Source organism: Streptomyces rectiviolaceus, assembly GCF_039533825.1.
Classification (GTDB): Bacteria; Actinomycetota; Actinomycetes; order Streptomycetales; family Streptomycetaceae; genus Streptomyces; species Streptomyces rectiviolaceus.
Genome location: NZ_BAAAUG010000084.1, coordinates 11,690 through 28,787, shown reverse-complemented (window position 1 = coordinate 28,787; position 17,098 = coordinate 11,690). Strand labels below are relative to the sequence as shown.

Below are 17,098 nucleotides of genomic sequence, written 5' to 3'. Positions count from 1 at the left end.
GGAGGGGAGTTACCTTGCTGGCACTGGCTCTGGCCGTGGTGATGGGGCTGGCCGTGGCGGGCGTCTGTCAAGGCGTGCGCATGTACCGCGCGGAGGCGAAGCTCCCTTCGGACCTGGCGATCGCCCTGGAGATCGGCGCCACCCGCGTCTCGGCGGCCGGCTCGGCGGTGGACCGCCTCGGCATGCGCTTCGCGCCGCTCGTCCTGCGCCTGATGGGCCCGAAACGGGTGGACGCCAAGCGCCGCAGGATCGACATGGCGGGCAACCCGGGAGGCCTCACGATCGACCGCTATGCGGCGCGTCGGGCGGTCTACGGCGCGTTCGGCCTCGTGATGGGCCTGATCTTCCTCACAAACGGCTCATCGCTCTTCGGCCTCCTCACCTTCGCCTTCGGCGTGACGGCGGCGGACGCGCTGATCTGGCAGGCGATACGGGAGCGCCGCGAGGTCATCGACCGCACGCTGCCGGACTTCCTGGACGTCCTTGCGGTGGTGGTATCGGCGGGCCTCGGCTTCCGCCAGGCGCTGGACCGCGTCGCGGAACGCTACGAGGGCCCATGGGCGGACGAGTTGAGGATCACGCTGCGCCAGATGGACATGGGCGTCAGCCGCCGCCAGGCGTTCGACGAGCTGCGCCGCAGGAACGCCTCGGAACAGGTCTCCCAGTTCGTCTCGGCGCTCCAGCAGGGCGAGGAACTGGGCTCGCCCATCGCGGACACGCTCATCCAGCTCGCCACGGACATGCGCCGCACGGACGCGCAGAACTCCCGCCGCCGGGCCGCCAAGACGATCCCCAAGGCGACGATGGTGACGCTGGTCTTCATGCTTCCGGCCACGATGATTCTGATCGCGGCGGGCATGTTCCTCGGCTCGGGGTCCGACTTCGGCTCGATTCTGGGGAAGTGAGGGTGCTGTGAGCGGTGCGGGTTGCCTGGCGGCAGGAGCAGGTATCAAGCCACTCAGCGAAACCTCTTCGCGGCTGCAACCCAATGTGGGACAGTCGCCCGGAGGGCGGGAAGGGCGCGGTGACTCCGGGGGTGGCCCCTGTCGGGGTTCCGGGGCTCGACTGACCTTTGCAAAAGGGGAGTTCACGATACTCGCGGGAGGGGAAGTCGTGAAACGCATTGAATCGCCGACCGTCCGGTCGCGGACCTCTGCCACATGCCCCCGGGGTGCGTGATGACCTCGCCGCCGGGGAAGGGAACTCGCCAACTTGCGCGTCTCAAACCGCATTGGTTGCGGAGAGTGGCTGTTGGGTCACATGATCTCGCGTACGTTGCCTATGACGACAGCCGCGTCGGAATTGGCTGCGCCGGCGGTGCGTGTGCGTGTGCCTGTACGTGTATCGGGTGGGAGAGAAGGGGCCGTCGTGCTGAAGGATCGCGTACTCAGAGTCTGGGTGGACTGGACCGTGACCGTGACTTCCCGGGTTCGGGGGAGGGAGCGGGATGCGGGGGCTGGGTTTGTGGAGTATGCGGGGTTGATGATTTTGATCGCGGGGATCTTCACGTTGATCGATCAGCTGGGACTGGACGGACTGATCTCCGGGGCGATCGGCGACGCGGTCGACGACGTGATCGGCGGCTGATTGCGCACCGCCTGCACAGTGACCGAGGGCAGACTCTTCCCATCTACATCTGGATGACGGGGATTCTGCTCTTTGTTGCGTTCGCGTTCTTCGCATTCGCTCAAGCCGCATCAGCGCGAAATGGCGCCCAATCCGCTGCTGATGCTGCGGCGCTGGCGGCTGCGCAGGGTGCCAGAGACGAACTTGTTGATGGGCTAGGGGCGTCCATCGGCGAGGGTGACGACTGGCTCGACTGGCTGGGCGGTGACAAGTTCACCGGTGACGGCGCCGAAGGCGCGGCGGATGCTCTTGCTGCGGACAACGACTCAGCCGTCATCGGCTTTGGACCGGACGAAGTGAACGGCTATCCGGGTTTCTGGGCCAGGATCGAGACCAACTACACGGTAGGCGACTCGATCATTCCGGGCACGGAATCCAAGCATGCTCAGGCCGAGGCCACCGCCATCATCAAGCCGCGTTGTGATGTTGCTCCTTCGGCCGACCCGGAGAAGGCCGTGGAATTCGACTGCGACGGCGGCGACTCTTTCGAGATCGATCCGGACGACTTCGATCTGGACGATCTTCCGGAGGCCTCCGTTCTCTTCTCTGTCCACCTGGCTGACTGATGAGTGGCCGACGAAAGAAGGAAGCTGTACCGATGAGCATTCGGCGCACCATAAAGACCCGCAGGGCAATGACCGCTGTGGCGATCACTACTGGGCTGGTCCTCGCGGTGGCCGGTTGCGGTGGCGGTGATGGTGGAGACGAGGACAAGCCTGACAAGAGCGCGCCTTCCTCTTCGTCGGCCAAGAATGGCGAGGGCGATGACGAGCAGAAGCAGACTCAAACACCCGAGACCGACAAGGTCCTGGCAGAGGCCAAAGACGGCGACATCAGCGTCGTGGTCAACTCGGCCCTCCGTGACGGGGGAGGCTTCGTCACCGTCTCCGGAACGGTGACGAACAATGGCAGTCAGTCCTGGCTCGGAGCCAACTGGGCGAGTGATGAACGGGAGCTTCGTTCAAACGGAGGGTCCTTGTCCGGTGCCAGCCTGGTGGACAACGACGGGAAGAAGAAGTACCTCGTGCTTCGGGACACCTCGGGGCGTTGCCTGTGCACGAAGTTCAATGGGCGTGTGAAGCAGGGCGATACGGCCAATTGGTTCGCTCAGTTCCCCGCTCCCCCCGAGGGGACCAGCAAAGTCAGCTTCCAGGTCGGGTCGATGCCCCCCGCCTCCATCGAGATCTCCGAGGGTGAGTGACCCATGGGCCACCCACGAACACGCACCCTCGCCGCGGCCACAGCCACCCTCACGGCCCTGGTCCTCCTGACCGGCGCCCCGGCCTTCGCGGACGACGACGACCCCAGCGCACCCCCCGGCAGCACAACCTCCACCCCGCCCCAGGAGGTCGACTCCAACAGCCCCGGTCTGAAGCTGGCTGATGGAGCGACCCTGGCCCCGGCGAAGGTCCTGGACATCAAGTCCGTGGTCGAAGACCTCGGCGGCGAGGAGCGTCGCGAGGACACGAACACGGACGTGAAGTTCGCGCTGCAGGCGGAGGTGTTGTTCCCCAAGAACAGCCCCAAGCTGAACCCGGAGGCGAACGCGCGGATCAAGGCGATCGCCGAGGAGGCGAAGGCCCAGAAGGCGACGAACGTCAGGGTGTTCGGCTTCACGGACGACCTCGGCTCGTACAACCACGGCAAGAAGCTGTCCCGCGAACGCGCGGAGGCGGTGCACGACAAGATGGCCAGCTACCTGGGCCCCGAAGTCACCTACTCCGTACGTGGCTACAGCGAGGACTATCCGATCGCGGACAACGGCTCCGAGGAGGGCCGCAAGAAGAACCGCCGAGTCGAGGTGTCCTTCCCCCGGGGCTCCGGTGCGGCGGACTCAGGGCCGGCCCCTTCCGGGAGCCAGGACTGACCGTCGACTGCAGCGTGGCTTCGCTGCTCCGGCGGCTGAATCGGTTACCGGGGCCGCCCGGTTGTCCTGAGGTTGGCGGTTCCGGGCCGGGAGTAAAGGGCGCTCCGCTGCGCTACGCGTCGGCTGCGCCGATTCCGCTGCGCTCCACCCTTGACACCCGCCCCTCCACCACGCGAGGGAAGACGACCGGACGGCCCGAGGGGCGGGACTCTCGACCACTGCCGTGGGGTTGTCGGGTCTGACTGCCGGGTGCGGACTGGTTCGTCGGGGGTGGCCGTCACGGGTCAGGGGTGCGCGGTCGCTCCGGGGATGGGCACCGGTCTCGACAAGCGGCTGCTGACTGGTTCGTCGCAGGGCACGTCACGGGCAGGGGTGCGCGATGCGGTCCGGGAAGGGGTGCCGGTCTCGTCAAGCGTCTACCGACCGGACCTTCCGGGGTGACCGCCCGGGGTCTTGGTGCTGTGGCGGCGGCTTCGCTGCTCCGGCGGCTGAATCGGTTACCGGGGCTGCCCGGTTGTCCTGAGGTTGGCGGTTCCGGACCGGGTGTAAAGGGCGCTCCGCTGCGCTACGCGTCGGCTTCGCCGATTGCGCTTCGCTTCACCCTTGACACCCGTCCCTCCACCGCGCGAGGGAAGACGACCGGACGGCCCAAGGGGCGGGACTCTCGACCACTGCCGTGGGCCCATCCCGCATTCCTGCCGGGTGCGGACTAGTTCGTCGCAGGGCGCCGTCACGGGTCAGGGGTGCGCGGTCGCTCCGGGGAGGGGCACCGGTCTCATCAAGCGGCTGCCAACCGGATCTTCCGGGGTGACCAGCAGGGGAAGAGCGCGCGGTTGCTCCGGGGGTGGGTGCGGGTCTCGTTGAGTGGCTGTCGACCGGCCCGTCGTGTGTGGTCGGCAGGAAGAGCGTGTCTCGTCACGCAGCGGCAGCGGGAGCGCTGGGGACTTTCGCCGGTCAGTGCCGGGGTGTGGGGGATGCGGTGCGAGGAGGTGGGCGGATGGTGGTGTTGGAGCTGGCCGGGAGGAGGGGGCGTTGGGGACTGGCGCGCCCCTGCCCGGCGGGTGGTTGGGGAGCGTCGGGCTCCGAGGGGGGCCGGGGGTCCGGCACCTAATTCCGAGAAGGCGCATTGCGAAACACGTGCGCCCCCCTTCTGCCGGAACGCAACTTTGCCAAAGTAGGTGCCCCGCGAGCCCGGATGCAGAAGAGTCTCACCAACACCGCCCCTCACGCCTGGCATCGTGCGACTCTCTTGCAATTCCGCTCTACGAGCCACCGACGAACCGCCCCCGCCCGCCCGCTGATGGCAGACGCCTCCCGTCGACACGGACTGCCGATACCGGCGCTCACACGCGCCCTGCCCGGGCAGCCACGCCGGAAGAACCACCGGTCGGCAGCCGCTTGATGAAACCCCCGCCCAGCAGCAGACGTTGGCACACGGCCGGCCCCGTGACGACCACCACCCCCGAAAGACCCGGCCGGTAGCCGTTTGACGAGACCCGCACCTCTCCCTGGAGCAGCCGCGCACCCCATCCCCGGACGGTCACCCCGGAAGATCCGGCCGGTAGCCGCTTGACGAGACCCGGGCCCTTTCCCGGACCGCATCGCGCACCCCTCCCCGTGACGGCGCCCCGCGACGAACTAGTCGACAGCCGCTTGACGAGACCGGCGCCCCTCCCCGGGGCGGCCGCGCACCCCCATCCCCGGGCGGTTACTTGGGAAGATCCGGTCGGCAGTCGCTTACGAGACCGGCACCCATCTCCGGAGCAGTCGCGCACTCCATCCCCGGGCGGCCACCCCGGAAGATCCGGTTGGCGGTCGCTTGACGAGACCGGCGCCCCCCCCGGACCGGCCGCGCACCCCTGCCACTTGGCGGCCACCCCCGACGAACCAGTCCGCACCCGGCAGGAACACCACACCACCCCACGGGAGTGGTCGAGAGTCTCGCCCCTTGGGCCGTCCGGTCGTCTTCCCTCGCGCGGTGGAGGGACGGGTGTCAAGGGTGGAGCGAAGCGGAATCGGCGCAGCCGACGCGACGCAGGAGCGCCCTTGACTCCCGGTCCGGAACCGCCAACCTCAGGACAACCGGGCGGCCCCGGTACCAACACCACCGCCGGTGCAGCGAAGCCCCCGCCACAGCACGCAATCCCCTGACGGTCACCCCGGAAGACCCGGTCGGCAGCCGCTTGACGAGACCGGCGCCCATCCCCGGAGCGACCGCGCACGTCCTGCCCCCCGGGCCCCCTCGACGAACCGGTCCGCACCCGGCAGTCAGACCCGATGACCCGACGGCAGTGGTCGAGAGTCCGGCCCCGGTGCCAATCAAGCCGCCGGTGCAGCAACGCTGCAGTCGACGGTCAGTCCTGGCTCCCGGACGGGGCCGTCCCCGAGTCCGCCCCAGCGGAGCCCCAGGGGAAGGCACTTCGCGCCTCCCCGAACCCCCACCGTTCAGGTCGACAGCTCGCACGGCCGCCCCGAATTCCTGGGCGAAGAGGGGCAGTTGTCCAAGCACCGGTCGCATCTCGACTGGATGGAGCGCATCGCCCTGTCGCCCAAGGCATCGCGCGACTTCATCCGCGACATCGCCACCAACCCGTGAGGGGGAAACGCCATGCCCGAGATCACGTGGGAAGAGCCGTTCCGCGGCGAGGGAGCCGGATTCCGCGGAGGCCCTCCGGACCTTGATCCGGGACATCAAGGCAGGCAAGGCGGATCACCTGCTCGGCTGAGCAAGCCGAGCAGGTGATCCGCGGAGTGGCGGCCACCGGCGGCTAGCGGCATCTACCGGAGGTCACCGGCGGTCACCGGCGGCAAGCTACTTGCCGCACTCCGCCAAGTAGCGATCGAAGGCATGGTCCTTGGCCTTCCGCGCGACGGCGTCCGTGTACGCGTCCGCGCGCAGGACACCGGCCGCGAGGTGAGTGTCGTCCTCGAGGTTCTTCGTGTCCGCGCACGCCACCACCACGATCCAGTCGGCGTGCGTCCCCTCGTCCTTCGCGGTGCCGTACGTCGCCTTGGCGCCGGTGACCGGCTTGGACAGGTCGTACGACACCATCGACGAGGCCGACGGCAGACCCTCTTCCACCTGGGCCACGGTCTGACCCACGAACGAGGAGACCGGCACGTGGTCGGGCTCGTCCGCGTCGTCGTTGGTACCGCACCCGCTCAGCAGCATCGCGGCCCCGGCGAAGGCCAAGGCGACGGCCCCCGCCGTGGCGCGGCGGGCCGGTGCGGGGCGCGGGCCGCGCCGGGTGGGCATGGCTCGGTCAGGGAAGGCACTCACTTGACCTTGCAACTCACCTTCGCGGGCGCCGGGTTGAAGGCGTGCTTCCACCCGCTCGTGCCGGCCTTGTAGTCGAGAGGCGTGGTGATGTGCTTCTCGATCTTGTACTTGTACCGGGTGCCGATCGGGTAGGCGACGAGCGAGTGGCCCTTCTTCACCGGCGAGCTGCACGTCACGGCGACGGACTGGGTCTTGGCCTGGCTGATGTTCAGGCTGCCCGCGACGGCGCCGCGGCTGAGACCGAACCCCGCGTCGATGGTGCGCGTCGCCGACGCCGTCTTGTTGATCATGCAGGTCATGCCCTTGGTCTGGGCCGTGCAGCGGGCGATCTCGTCCTTCTGGTTCGTGTAGTTGCTCTGCTGCGACTTGTTGATGAGCTTGCTGTACTTGCCGACCGCGGCCCTGGTCGATACGTCTGGCTTCGCGGTGGGCGAGGCGTCGGCGTTTGCGGGTGCGGCGTTCGCGTGGGCGGCGGTGGCCACCAGCGTGGCGGACAGGACGAGTACGGCTCCGACGATGCGATTCGTCGAGCTGAGGCGCATGCGTTCCCCCATGAATAATTTTGGTCGCCAAAGATCGTACTCGATGGCTCAGCGACTCTGACCTGCGCATTCGTGAGGGTTGTGGTGTGTGGGGGTGGGGGGGGGAGGGGGCGCGGGGGCCCGCTCCGGTGCGCCGCTGCTCCATTGGCCCGCCTGCCGCCGGGGCGCACGGTCAGGGGAACGTGACGATGACGTCGTACAGCCCCGGGTTCGCCGTCACCGGCGTTTCCTTCGAGTCCCGCGCGGCGTTCGCACGGTCCGCGAACGCGGGGTCGGCACCGGCCGCCTCCCATGCCTCCTGGCTCTCCCAGTGGGCCACGTTCACGAGCTGGAAGCGCCCTTCCGGGGACTGGGCGCGATGCAGCCGGGTGTCGATGAAACCCGGCTTCTTGCTCATGATCGCGGCCCGCTGCTCCCACTTCTCGGCGAAGGCGTCGGCGTCCTCGGGGGCGATCTCGAAGATGTTGATGAAGGTGACGGACGAGGACGGGTCCGACGATTCCACTGGCTGCTGGCTCTCTGTGGTCATGATCGGACCCTATAAGTGTCCTAATTAAGCCCGGATAAAGGGGAGTTGGTCATACAGGGGGCGGACTCGGTGGTGGCCCGACGCGGATCCCGGGGGAGTGGGCGAAGAGATGCTGGGCCAGTAGCCGCTGAGCTGACGCTGATCAGCCGCTGATCAGCCGATGAGCTGACGCAGACCGCCTCCGGAGTAATGGGCGTGAGTCGGAGGCCTGTGCGATGCGAAGATCGCTCCATGAGCAGTTTCGACACACTTGTGACGGAAGCGGAGTCGGCCCCGACCGAGGGCTGGGACTTCTCCTGGTTCGAGGGGCGGGCCACGGAGGAGCGGCCCTCCTGGCGGTACGCTCACGTCATGGGGGAGCGTCTCGGCCACGCCACCGCGTCCCTCGACATCCAGACCGGCGGCGGCGAAGTCCTCGCCTCAGCGCCCGCGCTGCCGCCGCTCGCCGTCGCCACGGAGGGGTGGGCGCCGAACGTCGCCAAGGCCACCGCGTTGCTGCATCCGCGGGGCGCGGTGGTCGTGGCCTCGCCGGAGGACGCGCCGTTGCCGTTCGCGGCGGAGGCGTTCGACCTGGTCACCAGCCGGCATCCGGTGAAGGCGCGCTTCGACGAGATCGCGCGCGTGCTGCGTCCCGGCGGGACGTACTTCGCCCAGCATGTGGGTCCCGCCAGCGTCTTCGAGGTCGTCGAGTACTTCCTGGGGCCGCAGCCCGATTCCGTACGGAACGGACGTCACCCCGACCTCGAACGCGCCGAGGCGGAGGCGGCGGGCCTGGAGATCGTCGACCTGCGGGCCGAGCGGCTTCGGATCGAGTTCTACGACATCGGGGCCGTCGTCCACTTCCTGCGGAAGGTCGTGTGGATGGTGCCGGACTTCACGGTGGAGAGGTATTGGCCGCGGCTTCGGGAGCTGCACGAACAGATCGAGGCGGAGGGCCCGTTCGTGGCCCACAGCACGCGACACCTCTTCGACGCCCGCAAACGCTGACGCCCCGGGGGGGGCGGGGGCGGACCTACCCGCAAGCGCTGGCGCCCCGGCGGAGCTACGCATGTGCCCCCACCCTCACCGCCCCCACCACCAACTCCGCACGCCCCTCAAGCACTTCCCCCACACGCTCCACCTGCCCCGCAAGCTCCCGCTCCTGTCCCGTGCTCAGCGGGGCGAGTGGTTCCACCGTGACCGTGATCCGGCGGCCGGAGCGGCGCTGGTGCCAGACGCCTGCCACGACTCCGTCGACCAGCAGCACGGGGAAGTTGCCCGCCTGGCCCCCGGCCAGCGCCCGCTCGTAGGCCCGGCCAGGGAAGAGCCGCTCGCGCGGGTGCGAGGCGATCACGTACGCGTCGAAGTACGGGAGGAGCCGGACGCCCCGCACCGGCTCCCCCGGGAAGTCCGTGTCGCCCGCGACCACCCACGCCGACGGCTCCCCGTCCATCTCCACCGCCTCGATCTCCCCGGAGGAGGCCAGCGACGCGAAGACGTCGGCAACCCAACCTCCCGGCGCAGCGGCCCACTTGGCGAACTCGCGCGGCGTCGCGGGCCCGTACGCGTACAAGAAGCGCCGGACCAGGCGCTCCGTAGCCACCTCGGCAGGGAGAGGCGGCTCCCCGGAGGTCGGCGGGCGCGTGTACGTCACCTTGCGGCCCCGGTTCGGCGCGAAGCACAGCACCCCGCGGTGGCCCGCCAGATGCATGACCGAGCGCCAGCGCGGCCACATCCCCTGGAAGGCGGGCATCACCAGGTCGCCCGCCCAGGGCCCCGTACGCGCCACCACCTCATCGCTGAGCTCGTCGATGGTCAGCCGGGCCCCGTCAAGGGCAGCGCCGATCGCGCTCACGATCTCGTCCGTCTGGGCCGGAGTCAGCCGGTCGCCCGCCTTGAATGGGCTCGGTCCGGCCGGGACCGCGGACAACGCGCCCGTCCACATGGGGAGTTGGGCGGCAGGCAGGAAGTGGATCGTGCCGCGCGGCCCGAACGTCTTGACCAGGCTCGGCTCCTCGCCCCACAGCGCGTCGCGTACGTCCTGCCGCGTCGCCCCGTCCATCCGCAGCCCCACGGACAGCTCGGCGGCGGAGGGCACCTGCGCCTGCGCGGCGAGCATCGCGTCGACCACATCGCCGGGTCCCGCCTCGCCCGGCTTCGCCGGAGTCCGCAGGAACTGCCGCTCCATGCGCCGGGCGTTGGCAGCGCTCCACGAAATGGCGGCGACGGTCATCGGTGGTCTCCTTCGGTACTGTCGATCGGGTCAGTGGCTCTGCGGACACGAGGAGTGGACCATGCCGAAGAGCGGCGCGGAGGGTAATTCGGGGAGCGGCCCGGCGGGTGGCACGGAGACCAAGACGACCAAGGCGTCCAAGGCGTCCAAGATGCTGTACGCCTGTGGTCTTGATGCGGCTGTGGACGTCGTCGGCGGCAAGTGGAAGCCGATGATCCTTTGGGCGCTGTACGCGGGCACGACGCTCCGCTTCGGCGAGCTCCGGCGGCACATCACCGGAATCAGCGAGAAGGTGCTCATCCAGCAGCTCCGCGAGCTGGAGTCCGACGGCATCGTGCACCGCGAGGTGTACCGGGAGGTCCCGCCGAAGGTCGAGTACTCGCTGACCCCCCTCGGCCTGTCCCTGAACGAGGCGCTGATCCCCCTGGGGGTGTGGGGCGACGAGCACATGCAGCAGCTGGTGGCCAACAGGGAAGGCAAAGCCGCCTGACGTGAAAACAGGGCCGATGGTTGCCCGGTGCGCCGATCGTTAGCCAAGTGATCCCGAAACAGGTGGCGTTGATTCCGCATCGTTATCGGCACCGACTCGATTCAGCCTCACGAATCACGTAAGTTCAGACCAAGGCGAATTCGCGTGAGCAAAGCCACGTGTGCGGTGCCGCGCGGTGGAGGGGGCTGCGCGGCTCCGCGCGCCCTCATTTACCGCCGGAGTCTTCGAGGCTGCCGGGGCCGTCGAGGCCGCCGGACCGCACCTCGACCCGCACACCTCGGCGCACGCCCCACCGGTCCATCGCACCGGCCTCCGCCTCCAGGACGTGCCGGGCCCGCAGCCTGGGCCGCCCGATCCGCCAGGGACGCATCGTCCGCACGGACAGCACCCGCAGCCTCCGGTCCAGATATGCCACGTCGACGGCGAACCGCATCCGTACCGTGTGCACGCTGCTCGCCGGGGTCAGGAGCAGCGCCCCGGTCACCCCGTCCCTGCCGAGCAGCCCGCGCCGGCGTGCACCGGCGGACTCCGCGATCTCCAGGGGGAGCGTCCGTCCGGTCGGGAGGAGAAGTGTCGCCATGCGAGCCGAAGCTAGCGCTCCGCCCGCCCGTCGGGTCAAGCCGCCCGCCCGCCGGGTCACGCGTCCGACCCGTCAAGTGAGCGCCCTGCCCCCCATCGCTCCAATGGGCTACCGCCGCGCGAGGCCGAAATCTGTCGACGGGGCCGAAATCCGGTGGGGGAACAGGGGCCCGGAGTCGTCAGCCGGTCTCGGAGAGTAGTTGTGGCACGCCGATGCGCGCAGCATCACTTACGAAGGGTTATGGTGGAAACCCCCCCTCGGGCCGGTCCGTCTCCCCCCCACGGACCGGCCCGATTTTTTGTGCCCGGACGCTGGACGGCTGATGCCGCACGCCCGCCGCACGCCGGATCCCGCGCCCGTCCGCACGGCAGACCGCCCCATCGCGGAGCCGACCCCTCCGGATATGGTCAGGGACATGTCGAACGAGTTCCCCCCACCGCCCCATGACCCGAAGGCCAACCCCCAGCCGGGCCTCCCCAGTTACACCGGTCCGGCTCAGGACCCCGGGTACGGATATGGCTATGGCCCGGTCGCCCCGCTCACCATGCCCGGCATCGTCCGCGCCGCGCAGATAGTCGTGTGGGTGCTCGGCGGGCTCACCCTGCTCGGAGTGGTCGGGCTCGCGGCCTCGGGCGACCCCGAGACGGCAGGCGCGGCGGCGGGCGTGAGCCTGTGCCTTCTGGTCGTCGGCGGTTTCGCCTTTACGTTCAAGAACGCGGGCAACGGCGTGCGCGTGACGTGCATCGTCCTGATGAGCGTGCAGATCGCCCTCGGGGTCGGCGGCCTCGCCTCCGGCAATCCGGGCGGCATCCTCGGCCTGCTCGGCTCGATAGCCACCGTCATCCTGCTCGCGCAGGGTGCCGCGGGCGCCTGGTTCAAGCGCCCGCGCACCACCCTCTAGACGCGCCGCCCGCAAGGCCCCCTATAAAGGGGAGCAGCGTCACCTCAAGCGGGAGCAGCAGTCGTCAGCCCCGCCCGGCCCAGATATTGGTGCCGGGCGTGGAGACCGCGTACGTGTCGATCTCGGTGAGCTCCTCGTCCGTGAGCTTCGGACCCGCCAGCGCCGCCACGTTCTCCTCCAGCTGCTTCACGCTGGAGGCGCCGATGAGCGCGGAGGTCATCCGCTCGTCGCGCAGGACCCAGTTGAGCGCCAGCTGCGCGAGCGACTGATCGCGGCGCGCCGCGATGTCGTTCAGGCCGTTGAGGCGGCGCACGACCTCGCCGCTCAGGAGGTCCGGGTCGAGCGACTTGCCCTGCGTGGCACGCGAACCCTCCGGGATGCCCTTCAGGTACTTGTTCGTGAGCAGGCCCTGCGCGAGCGGCACGAAGGAGATGCAGCCCATCCCCGCGTCCTCAAGGGTGTCGAGCAGGCCGTCGTCCTCGGTCCAGCGGTTGATCATCGAGTACGAGGGCTGGTGGATGAGCGCGGGCACGCCCATCTCCCGCAGCAGCCGCGCCGCTTCGGCGGTCTGCTCGCTGTTGTAGGAGGAGACGCCCACGTACAGCGCCTTGCCCTGTTGCACGGCGGACGCGAGCGCGCCCATCGTCTCCTCGAGCGGGGTCTCCGGGTCGAAGCGGTGCGAGTAGAAGATGTCGACGTAGTCGACGCCCATCCGCTTCAGCGAGGCGTCGAGGGACGACAGCAGGTACTTGCGCGAACCCCACTCGCCGTACGGGCCGGGGTGCATGAGATAGCCCGCCTTGGTCGAAATGACCAATTCATCGCGGTACGGTGCGAAATCCTGGGCGAACAACTTGCCGAAGTTGAGCTCGGCCGACCCGGCAGGCGGGCCGTAGTTGTTCGCCAGGTCGAAGTGAGTGACGCCCAGGTCGAAGGCGCGGCGCAGGATCGCGCGCTGACTCTCCAGGGACTTGTCGTCGCCGAAGTTGTGCCACAGGCCGAGGGAGACGGCGGGCAGCTTCAGGCCGCTGCGGCCCGTGCGCCGGTACTCCATGGTGCTGTAACGGTCCGTTGCCGCTCGGTACAGAGACGTGTCGTTCATGGGTACGAAGCTACTTCAGCCCGGGATCTTCCGAGGGTCGGCCCCGGATCATCCGAGGGGTACGGGCCCGCTCACCCGAGGGCGGAAGCCCGCCCTCACAGCGGTAGGCTTTCGCCTTCGGGGACTGCCATCTGCATGAGGGGCTGACAGAAGTGAACCTGCGCGACCTGGTGTACGGACTTTACGCACGCCGGGTGGAAGGCCGCCTCGACCACGACCAGGTGCCCAAGCACATCGGGGTCATCCTCGACGGCAACAGGCGCTGGGCCAAGGCGTCCGGCGGGACCACCGAACAGGGCCATCAGGCGGGTGCGTACAAGATCGAGGAGTTCCTCGGCTGGTGCGCCGAGACGGACGTCGAGGTCGTCACCCTCTGGATGCTGTCGACGGACAACTTCGACCGCCCGGAGCAGGAGCTGATCCCGCTCCTCGGCATCATCGAGGACACGGTCCGCAGCCTCGCCGCCGACGGCCGCTGGCGCGTGCACCACGTGGGCACGATGGACCTGCTGCCCTCCCGCACCCAGGCCGTCCTGAAGGAGGCCGAGCAGGCCACCCACGGGAACGCCGGGATACTCGTCAACGTGGCCGTCGGATACGGCGGGCGCCAGGAGATCGCCGACGCGGTCCGCTCGCTGATCCTTGACCACGCGGAGAGGGGCACGAGCCTGGAGGACGTCGCCGAGACCGTCGACGTCGACCTGATCTCCAAGCACCTCTACACGCGCGGCCAGCCGGACCCCGACCTGGTGATCCGAACGAGTGGTGAGCAGCGCCTGTCCGGCTTCATGCTCTGGCAGTCGGCCCACTCCGAGTACTACTTCTGTGAAGTCTTCTGGCCGGCCTTCCGCAAGGTGGACTTCCTGCGTGCGCTGCGTGATTACGCGGCCCGGCACCGGCGTTACGGCGGCTGACACCCCACGAGGTGCCCCGAGGCGCCCCCGAGGTGCTCGTGTTGGTGAGGCGCGAGTAACCCAGAGTTCACGGACGCGCCGTCATATGCCCTGGCATGGCTGCACGTGTTCGAGGGAATAAGCCTTCCAGGTCGACATCCGATTCACGGATGTCGTATCTCAGCGGGCGGCATGGGGCCGTCCGCCCGGGAGGCCCTTTGCACCAGGACGACCGTGCGGTGAGTACGGGCGAAGTGGAGGGCCGGAGCTCGGCCCGCGCACTGCGGCACGAGACCGGTCCGGACTTCTCCCGGTGTCCTTCCCGTCGCTCCCCGACCTCATCCGAGGGGGTACGTCCTTCCGTGGTGACCAGCACAAAGCGCCGCATGCCCGACAGGCGCACCTATGTTCTCGACACCAGCGTTCTGCTCGCAGACCCGAACTCCATGTACCGCTTCGACGAGCACGAAGTAGTGCTGCCCGTCGTCGTGGTCACGGAGCTCGAGGCGAAGCGGCACCATCCCGAACTCGGCTACTTCGCCCGGCAGGCCCTGCGCCTGCTTGACGACTGCCGGGTCAGGCATGGTCGCCTTGACGCGCCGATCCCGATCGGCGATCTGGGCGGCACGCTGCGCGTCGAGCTCAACCACTCCGATCCCGGCGTGCTTCCGGCCGGCTACCGGTTGGGGGACAACGACTCACGGATTCTCGCCGTCGCGCGCAACCTCCAGGCAGAGGGATACGACGTCACCGTCGTGTCGAAGGATCTGCCCCTGAGGATCAAGGCGTCCTCGGTCGGCCTCCTCGCGGAGGAGTACCGCGCCGAGCTCGCCATCACGGACTCCGGCTGGACCGGAATGTCCGAACTGACCCTCTCCGGCGAACAGGTGGACCTCCTCTTCGAGGAAGACACCCTGTACGTCCCCGAGGCGGCAGACCTGCCCGTCCACACGGGCCTCACCATCCAGTCCGAGAAGGGCAAGGCCCTTGGCCGCGTCACGGCCGAGGGCAACGTCCGTCTCGTACGCGGCGATCGTGAGGCCTTCGGCATCAAGGGGAGGAGTGCGGAGCAGCGCATCGCGCTGGATCTGCTGCTCGACCCGGACATCGGCATCGTGTCGATGGGCGGGCGCGCGGGCACCGGCAAGTCGGCTCTCGCGCTCTGTGCGGGACTTGAGGCCGTCCTGGAGCGCAGGCAGCACCAGAAGGTGATGGTCTTCCGGCCGCTGTACGCGGTGGGCGGGCAGGAGCTCGGCTATCTGCCCGGCACCGAGGCCGAGAAGATGGGCCCCTGGGCCCAGGCGGTCTTCGACACGCTCGGCTCGGTCGCGGGCAAGGCGGTCATCGAGGAGGTGACGGCGCGCGGCATGCTCGAAGTGCTCCCGCTCACTCATGTCCGCGGGCGCTCGTTGCACGACGCGTTCGTGATCGTGGACGAGGCCCAATCCCTGGAACGGAACGTCCTTTTGACCGTTCTGTCCAGGATCGGGGCGAACTCCCGGGTCGTGCTCACCCATGACGTCGCCCAGCGCGACAACCTTCGAGTGGGGCGGTACGACGGGGTAGTTGCCGTCGTCGAGAAGCTGAAGGGCCATCCGCTCTTCGCCCACGTGACACTCACCCGCTCCGAGCGTTCGCAGATCGCGGCCCTCGTGACCGAAATGCTGGAGGAAGGGTCGATCTGAACCAGTTCACTCTGGTTACGCGGTAGTTGGCGCCGCCCGGCGAAGCGAAGGAGCCTAGTCGGGCGGCGTCGTGGCGTTCGCCCTTTTCCGAAAAACTCCTGGGGCAAACGAGGTGTGAGCTTTCACACGCAACGGAGAATTGCCTTGCGGCATCCGGCTGGGGCAGAGTCTGGGTCCTGTCAGGCCCCGCATGCGACACACCTGTACCCCCAGCGGTACTGCAAACCGGAAACACCAGAACTTCATAGTGGCCGTCGCATGCCGCCCGAGCACCACGTGGCGCTCCCTTCACGGGAGTTGCCCACCGGGCCCGTGCCTCCCGTGACCGAGAACCAAGCGGAGGCCAGCGTCCAGGGGCACGATTGCGTCCGCGAGGTCACCTATGCGGGCGATGCTGGAAGGAAACCGTGTGAGCCGGATTTCGGTCCGGGGATTCGCCGTGGCATCTGCCACCGCGGTCACCACTGTTGGCGCTGTCGTCGGTGTCGCCTCGGGCAGCACCCCGGGCGCCTCGAATGACAACGACTTCGAGGCGGCGGCAAGCGACGCGACTCTCCTCGCAGACATTCCCGCGGGCCAGCAGGCCCAGGTGCAGACCGCGTCCCTGACGCAGCAGGCCGACGCACAGGCCATGGCTGCCGACACCGCCGCGAAGAAGTCCGCGGCGGAGGCGGCGCGCAAGCAGGCCGCCGAGTCGGCGATCGCGAAGCAGAAGGCAGCGGAGAAGGCCGAGGCCGCCGAGAAGGCGGAGAAGGCGGCAGCCAAGAAGGAGCGCGAGGAGGCGGCCGAGACCAAGGCCAGCCGTTCCTCCGCGCGCGACGCCTCTGACTTCGCCCCGCAGTCCTCGTACAGCGTCTCGCAGGTTCAGGCGATGGCACGGCAGATGGTCCCCGGTGACCAGTTCCAGTGCTTCAGCAACATCGTCAACCACGAGTCCACCTGGAACTACAAGGCCAGCAACCCCTCTTCGGGTGCGTACGGCCTCGTCCAGGCGCTGCCCGGCTCCAAGATGTCCTCGGCCGGTTCCGACTGGCAGACGAACCCCGCAACGCAGATCAAGTGGGGCCTCGGCTACATGAACGACCGCTACGGAAGCCCGTGCGGTGCCTGGAACTTCTGGCAGGCGAACAACTGGTACTGAGCCGCGTATCGCTCAACCTTCAGAGGCCCCTCACCGTCCTTCGGTGGGGGGTCTCAGCCGTGTACGGTCAGTCCGACAACTTCCAGGGGGGAGTGGTGGGGAAAGACGGGGGAAGAGGACGGATCATGTCGCGAGTGCCAGGGTGGATCGGCCGGCTCGGTGCCGGACTGTCTCAGATGGGCGAGCGGATGGGGCGCGACGACCCCGATTCCGGTCCTGAGGACGACGGTGTGAAGCCGCGGCGGTCGGC

At 68.7% G+C, this 17,098-nt stretch carries 17 protein-coding genes and 1 pseudogene; 12 read left to right on the top strand and 6 right to left on the bottom strand.

Annotated features, from left to right (window positions below):
• Window positions 1-14: 14 nt before the first annotated feature.
• The 6 genes and pseudogenes from ABD378_RS23525 to ABD378_RS23500 all read left to right on the top strand — a co-directional run.
• Entirely contained in the window at window positions 15-905 is an 891-nt protein-coding gene (locus ABD378_RS23525) for a DUF5936 domain-containing protein (protein ID WP_344523369.1), read from the top strand.
• Between the two features lie 493 nt (window positions 906-1,398).
• Window positions 1,399-1,587 carry a hypothetical protein gene (locus ABD378_RS23520; protein ID WP_344523605.1) on the top strand — a complete coding sequence of 63 codons (189 nt, stop codon included), beginning with the start codon at window positions 1,399-1,401 and terminating at the stop codon, window positions 1,585-1,587.
• The gene (locus ABD378_RS23515) at window positions 1,584-2,192 is read left to right on the top strand and encodes a pilus assembly protein TadG-related protein (protein WP_344523603.1); all 609 of its coding nucleotides are present in this window, start codon (window positions 1,584-1,586) and stop codon (window positions 2,190-2,192) included. The genes ABD378_RS23520 and ABD378_RS23515 overlap by 4 nt, the downstream gene beginning before the upstream one ends.
• A gap of 32 nt (window positions 2,193-2,224) precedes the next feature.
• Window positions 2,225-2,827 carry a hypothetical protein gene (locus ABD378_RS23510; RefSeq protein WP_344523367.1) on the top strand — a complete coding sequence of 201 codons (603 nt, stop codon included), beginning with the start codon at window positions 2,225-2,227 and terminating at the stop codon, window positions 2,825-2,827.
• 3 nt (window positions 2,828-2,830) lie between these two features.
• Window positions 2,831-3,493 (top strand): OmpA family protein, encoded by a 663-nt coding sequence (locus ABD378_RS23505; RefSeq protein WP_344523365.1) that lies wholly within the window; start codon window positions 2,831-2,833, stop codon window positions 3,491-3,493.
• A 2,428-nt stretch (window positions 3,494-5,921) separates the two neighbouring features.
• Window positions 5,922-6,089, top strand: a pseudogene (locus ABD378_RS23500) (Scr1 family TA system antitoxin-like transcriptional regulator); the annotation flags it as partial.
• Between the two features lie 216 nt (window positions 6,090-6,305).
• On the opposite strand, the gene ABD378_RS23495 reads toward ABD378_RS23500, so the two are convergent.
• From ABD378_RS23495 to ABD378_RS23485, 3 genes are all read right to left on the bottom strand, one after another.
• The gene (locus ABD378_RS23495; RefSeq protein ID WP_344523363.1) at window positions 6,306-6,773 is read right to left on the bottom strand and encodes a hypothetical protein; all 468 of its coding nucleotides are present in this window, start codon (window positions 6,771-6,773) and stop codon (window positions 6,306-6,308) included.
• Entirely contained in the window at window positions 6,770-7,315 is a 546-nt protein-coding gene (locus ABD378_RS23490) for a hypothetical protein (RefSeq protein WP_344523361.1), read from the bottom strand. The genes ABD378_RS23495 and ABD378_RS23490 overlap by 4 nt, the downstream gene beginning before the upstream one ends.
• 172 nt (window positions 7,316-7,487) lie before the next feature.
• Window positions 7,488-7,844, bottom strand: a complete 357-nt coding sequence (locus tag ABD378_RS23485) for an antibiotic biosynthesis monooxygenase family protein (RefSeq protein ID WP_344523359.1) — start codon at window positions 7,842-7,844, stop codon at window positions 7,488-7,490.
• A 231-nt stretch (window positions 7,845-8,075) separates the two neighbouring features.
• Between ABD378_RS23485 and ABD378_RS23480 the strand changes: the two genes are divergently transcribed.
• The gene (locus ABD378_RS23480) at window positions 8,076-8,831 is read left to right on the top strand and encodes a class I SAM-dependent methyltransferase (protein WP_344523357.1); all 756 of its coding nucleotides are present in this window, start codon (window positions 8,076-8,078) and stop codon (window positions 8,829-8,831) included.
• A gap of 55 nt (window positions 8,832-8,886) precedes the next feature.
• On the opposite strand, the gene ABD378_RS23475 is transcribed toward ABD378_RS23480, so the two are convergent.
• Window positions 8,887-10,056, bottom strand: a complete 1,170-nt coding sequence (locus ABD378_RS23475) for a winged helix DNA-binding domain-containing protein (RefSeq protein WP_344523355.1) — start codon at window positions 10,054-10,056, stop codon at window positions 8,887-8,889.
• Between the two features lie 151 nt (window positions 10,057-10,207).
• Here ABD378_RS23475 and ABD378_RS23470 point away from each other — a divergent pair, with 151 nt between their 5' ends.
• On the top strand, window positions 10,208-10,546 hold the full coding sequence (locus tag ABD378_RS23470) for a winged helix-turn-helix transcriptional regulator (RefSeq protein ID WP_344523601.1): 339 nt from the start codon (window positions 10,208-10,210) through the stop codon (window positions 10,544-10,546).
• Between the two features lie 205 nt (window positions 10,547-10,751).
• Here the strand turns inward: ABD378_RS23470 and ABD378_RS23465 are convergent, their stop codons facing one another.
• Window positions 10,752-11,126: a DUF192 domain-containing protein gene (locus ABD378_RS23465; RefSeq protein WP_344523353.1), complete on the bottom strand. Its 375-nt coding sequence runs from the start codon at window positions 11,124-11,126 to the stop codon at window positions 10,752-10,754.
• 415 nt (window positions 11,127-11,541) lie between these two features.
• On the opposite strand from ABD378_RS23465, the gene ABD378_RS23460 reads away from it, so the two are divergent.
• Window positions 11,542-12,027 carry a hypothetical protein gene (locus ABD378_RS23460; protein ID WP_344523351.1) on the top strand — a complete coding sequence of 162 codons (486 nt, stop codon included), beginning with the start codon at window positions 11,542-11,544 and terminating at the stop codon, window positions 12,025-12,027.
• Between the two features lie 64 nt (window positions 12,028-12,091).
• Here the strand turns inward: ABD378_RS23460 and mgrA are convergent, their stop codons facing one another.
• Entirely contained in the window at window positions 12,092-13,129 is a 1,038-nt protein-coding gene (mgrA, locus tag ABD378_RS23455; protein ID WP_344523349.1) for an L-glyceraldehyde 3-phosphate reductase, read from the bottom strand.
• A 152-nt stretch (window positions 13,130-13,281) separates the two neighbouring features.
• On the opposite strand from mgrA, the gene ABD378_RS23450 reads away from it, so the two are divergent.
• From ABD378_RS23450 to ABD378_RS23440, 3 genes are all read left to right on the top strand, one after another.
• A complete protein-coding gene (locus tag ABD378_RS23450) occupies window positions 13,282-14,043 on the top strand; it encodes an isoprenyl transferase (RefSeq protein WP_344523347.1) in 762 nt (253 codons plus the stop codon).
• 341 nt (window positions 14,044-14,384) lie between these two features.
• Complete coding sequence (gene phoH2 / locus ABD378_RS23445; RefSeq protein ID WP_344523345.1) at window positions 14,385-15,707, top strand: RNA 5'-3' helicase PhoH2; 1,323 nt, start codon at window positions 14,385-14,387, stop codon at window positions 15,705-15,707.
• Between the two features lie 409 nt (window positions 15,708-16,116).
• On the top strand, window positions 16,117-16,848 hold the full coding sequence (locus ABD378_RS23440) for an aggregation-promoting factor C-terminal-like domain-containing protein (protein WP_453086954.1): 732 nt from the start codon (window positions 16,117-16,119) through the stop codon (window positions 16,846-16,848).
• The last annotated feature ends 250 nt before the right edge of the window (window positions 16,849-17,098 follow it).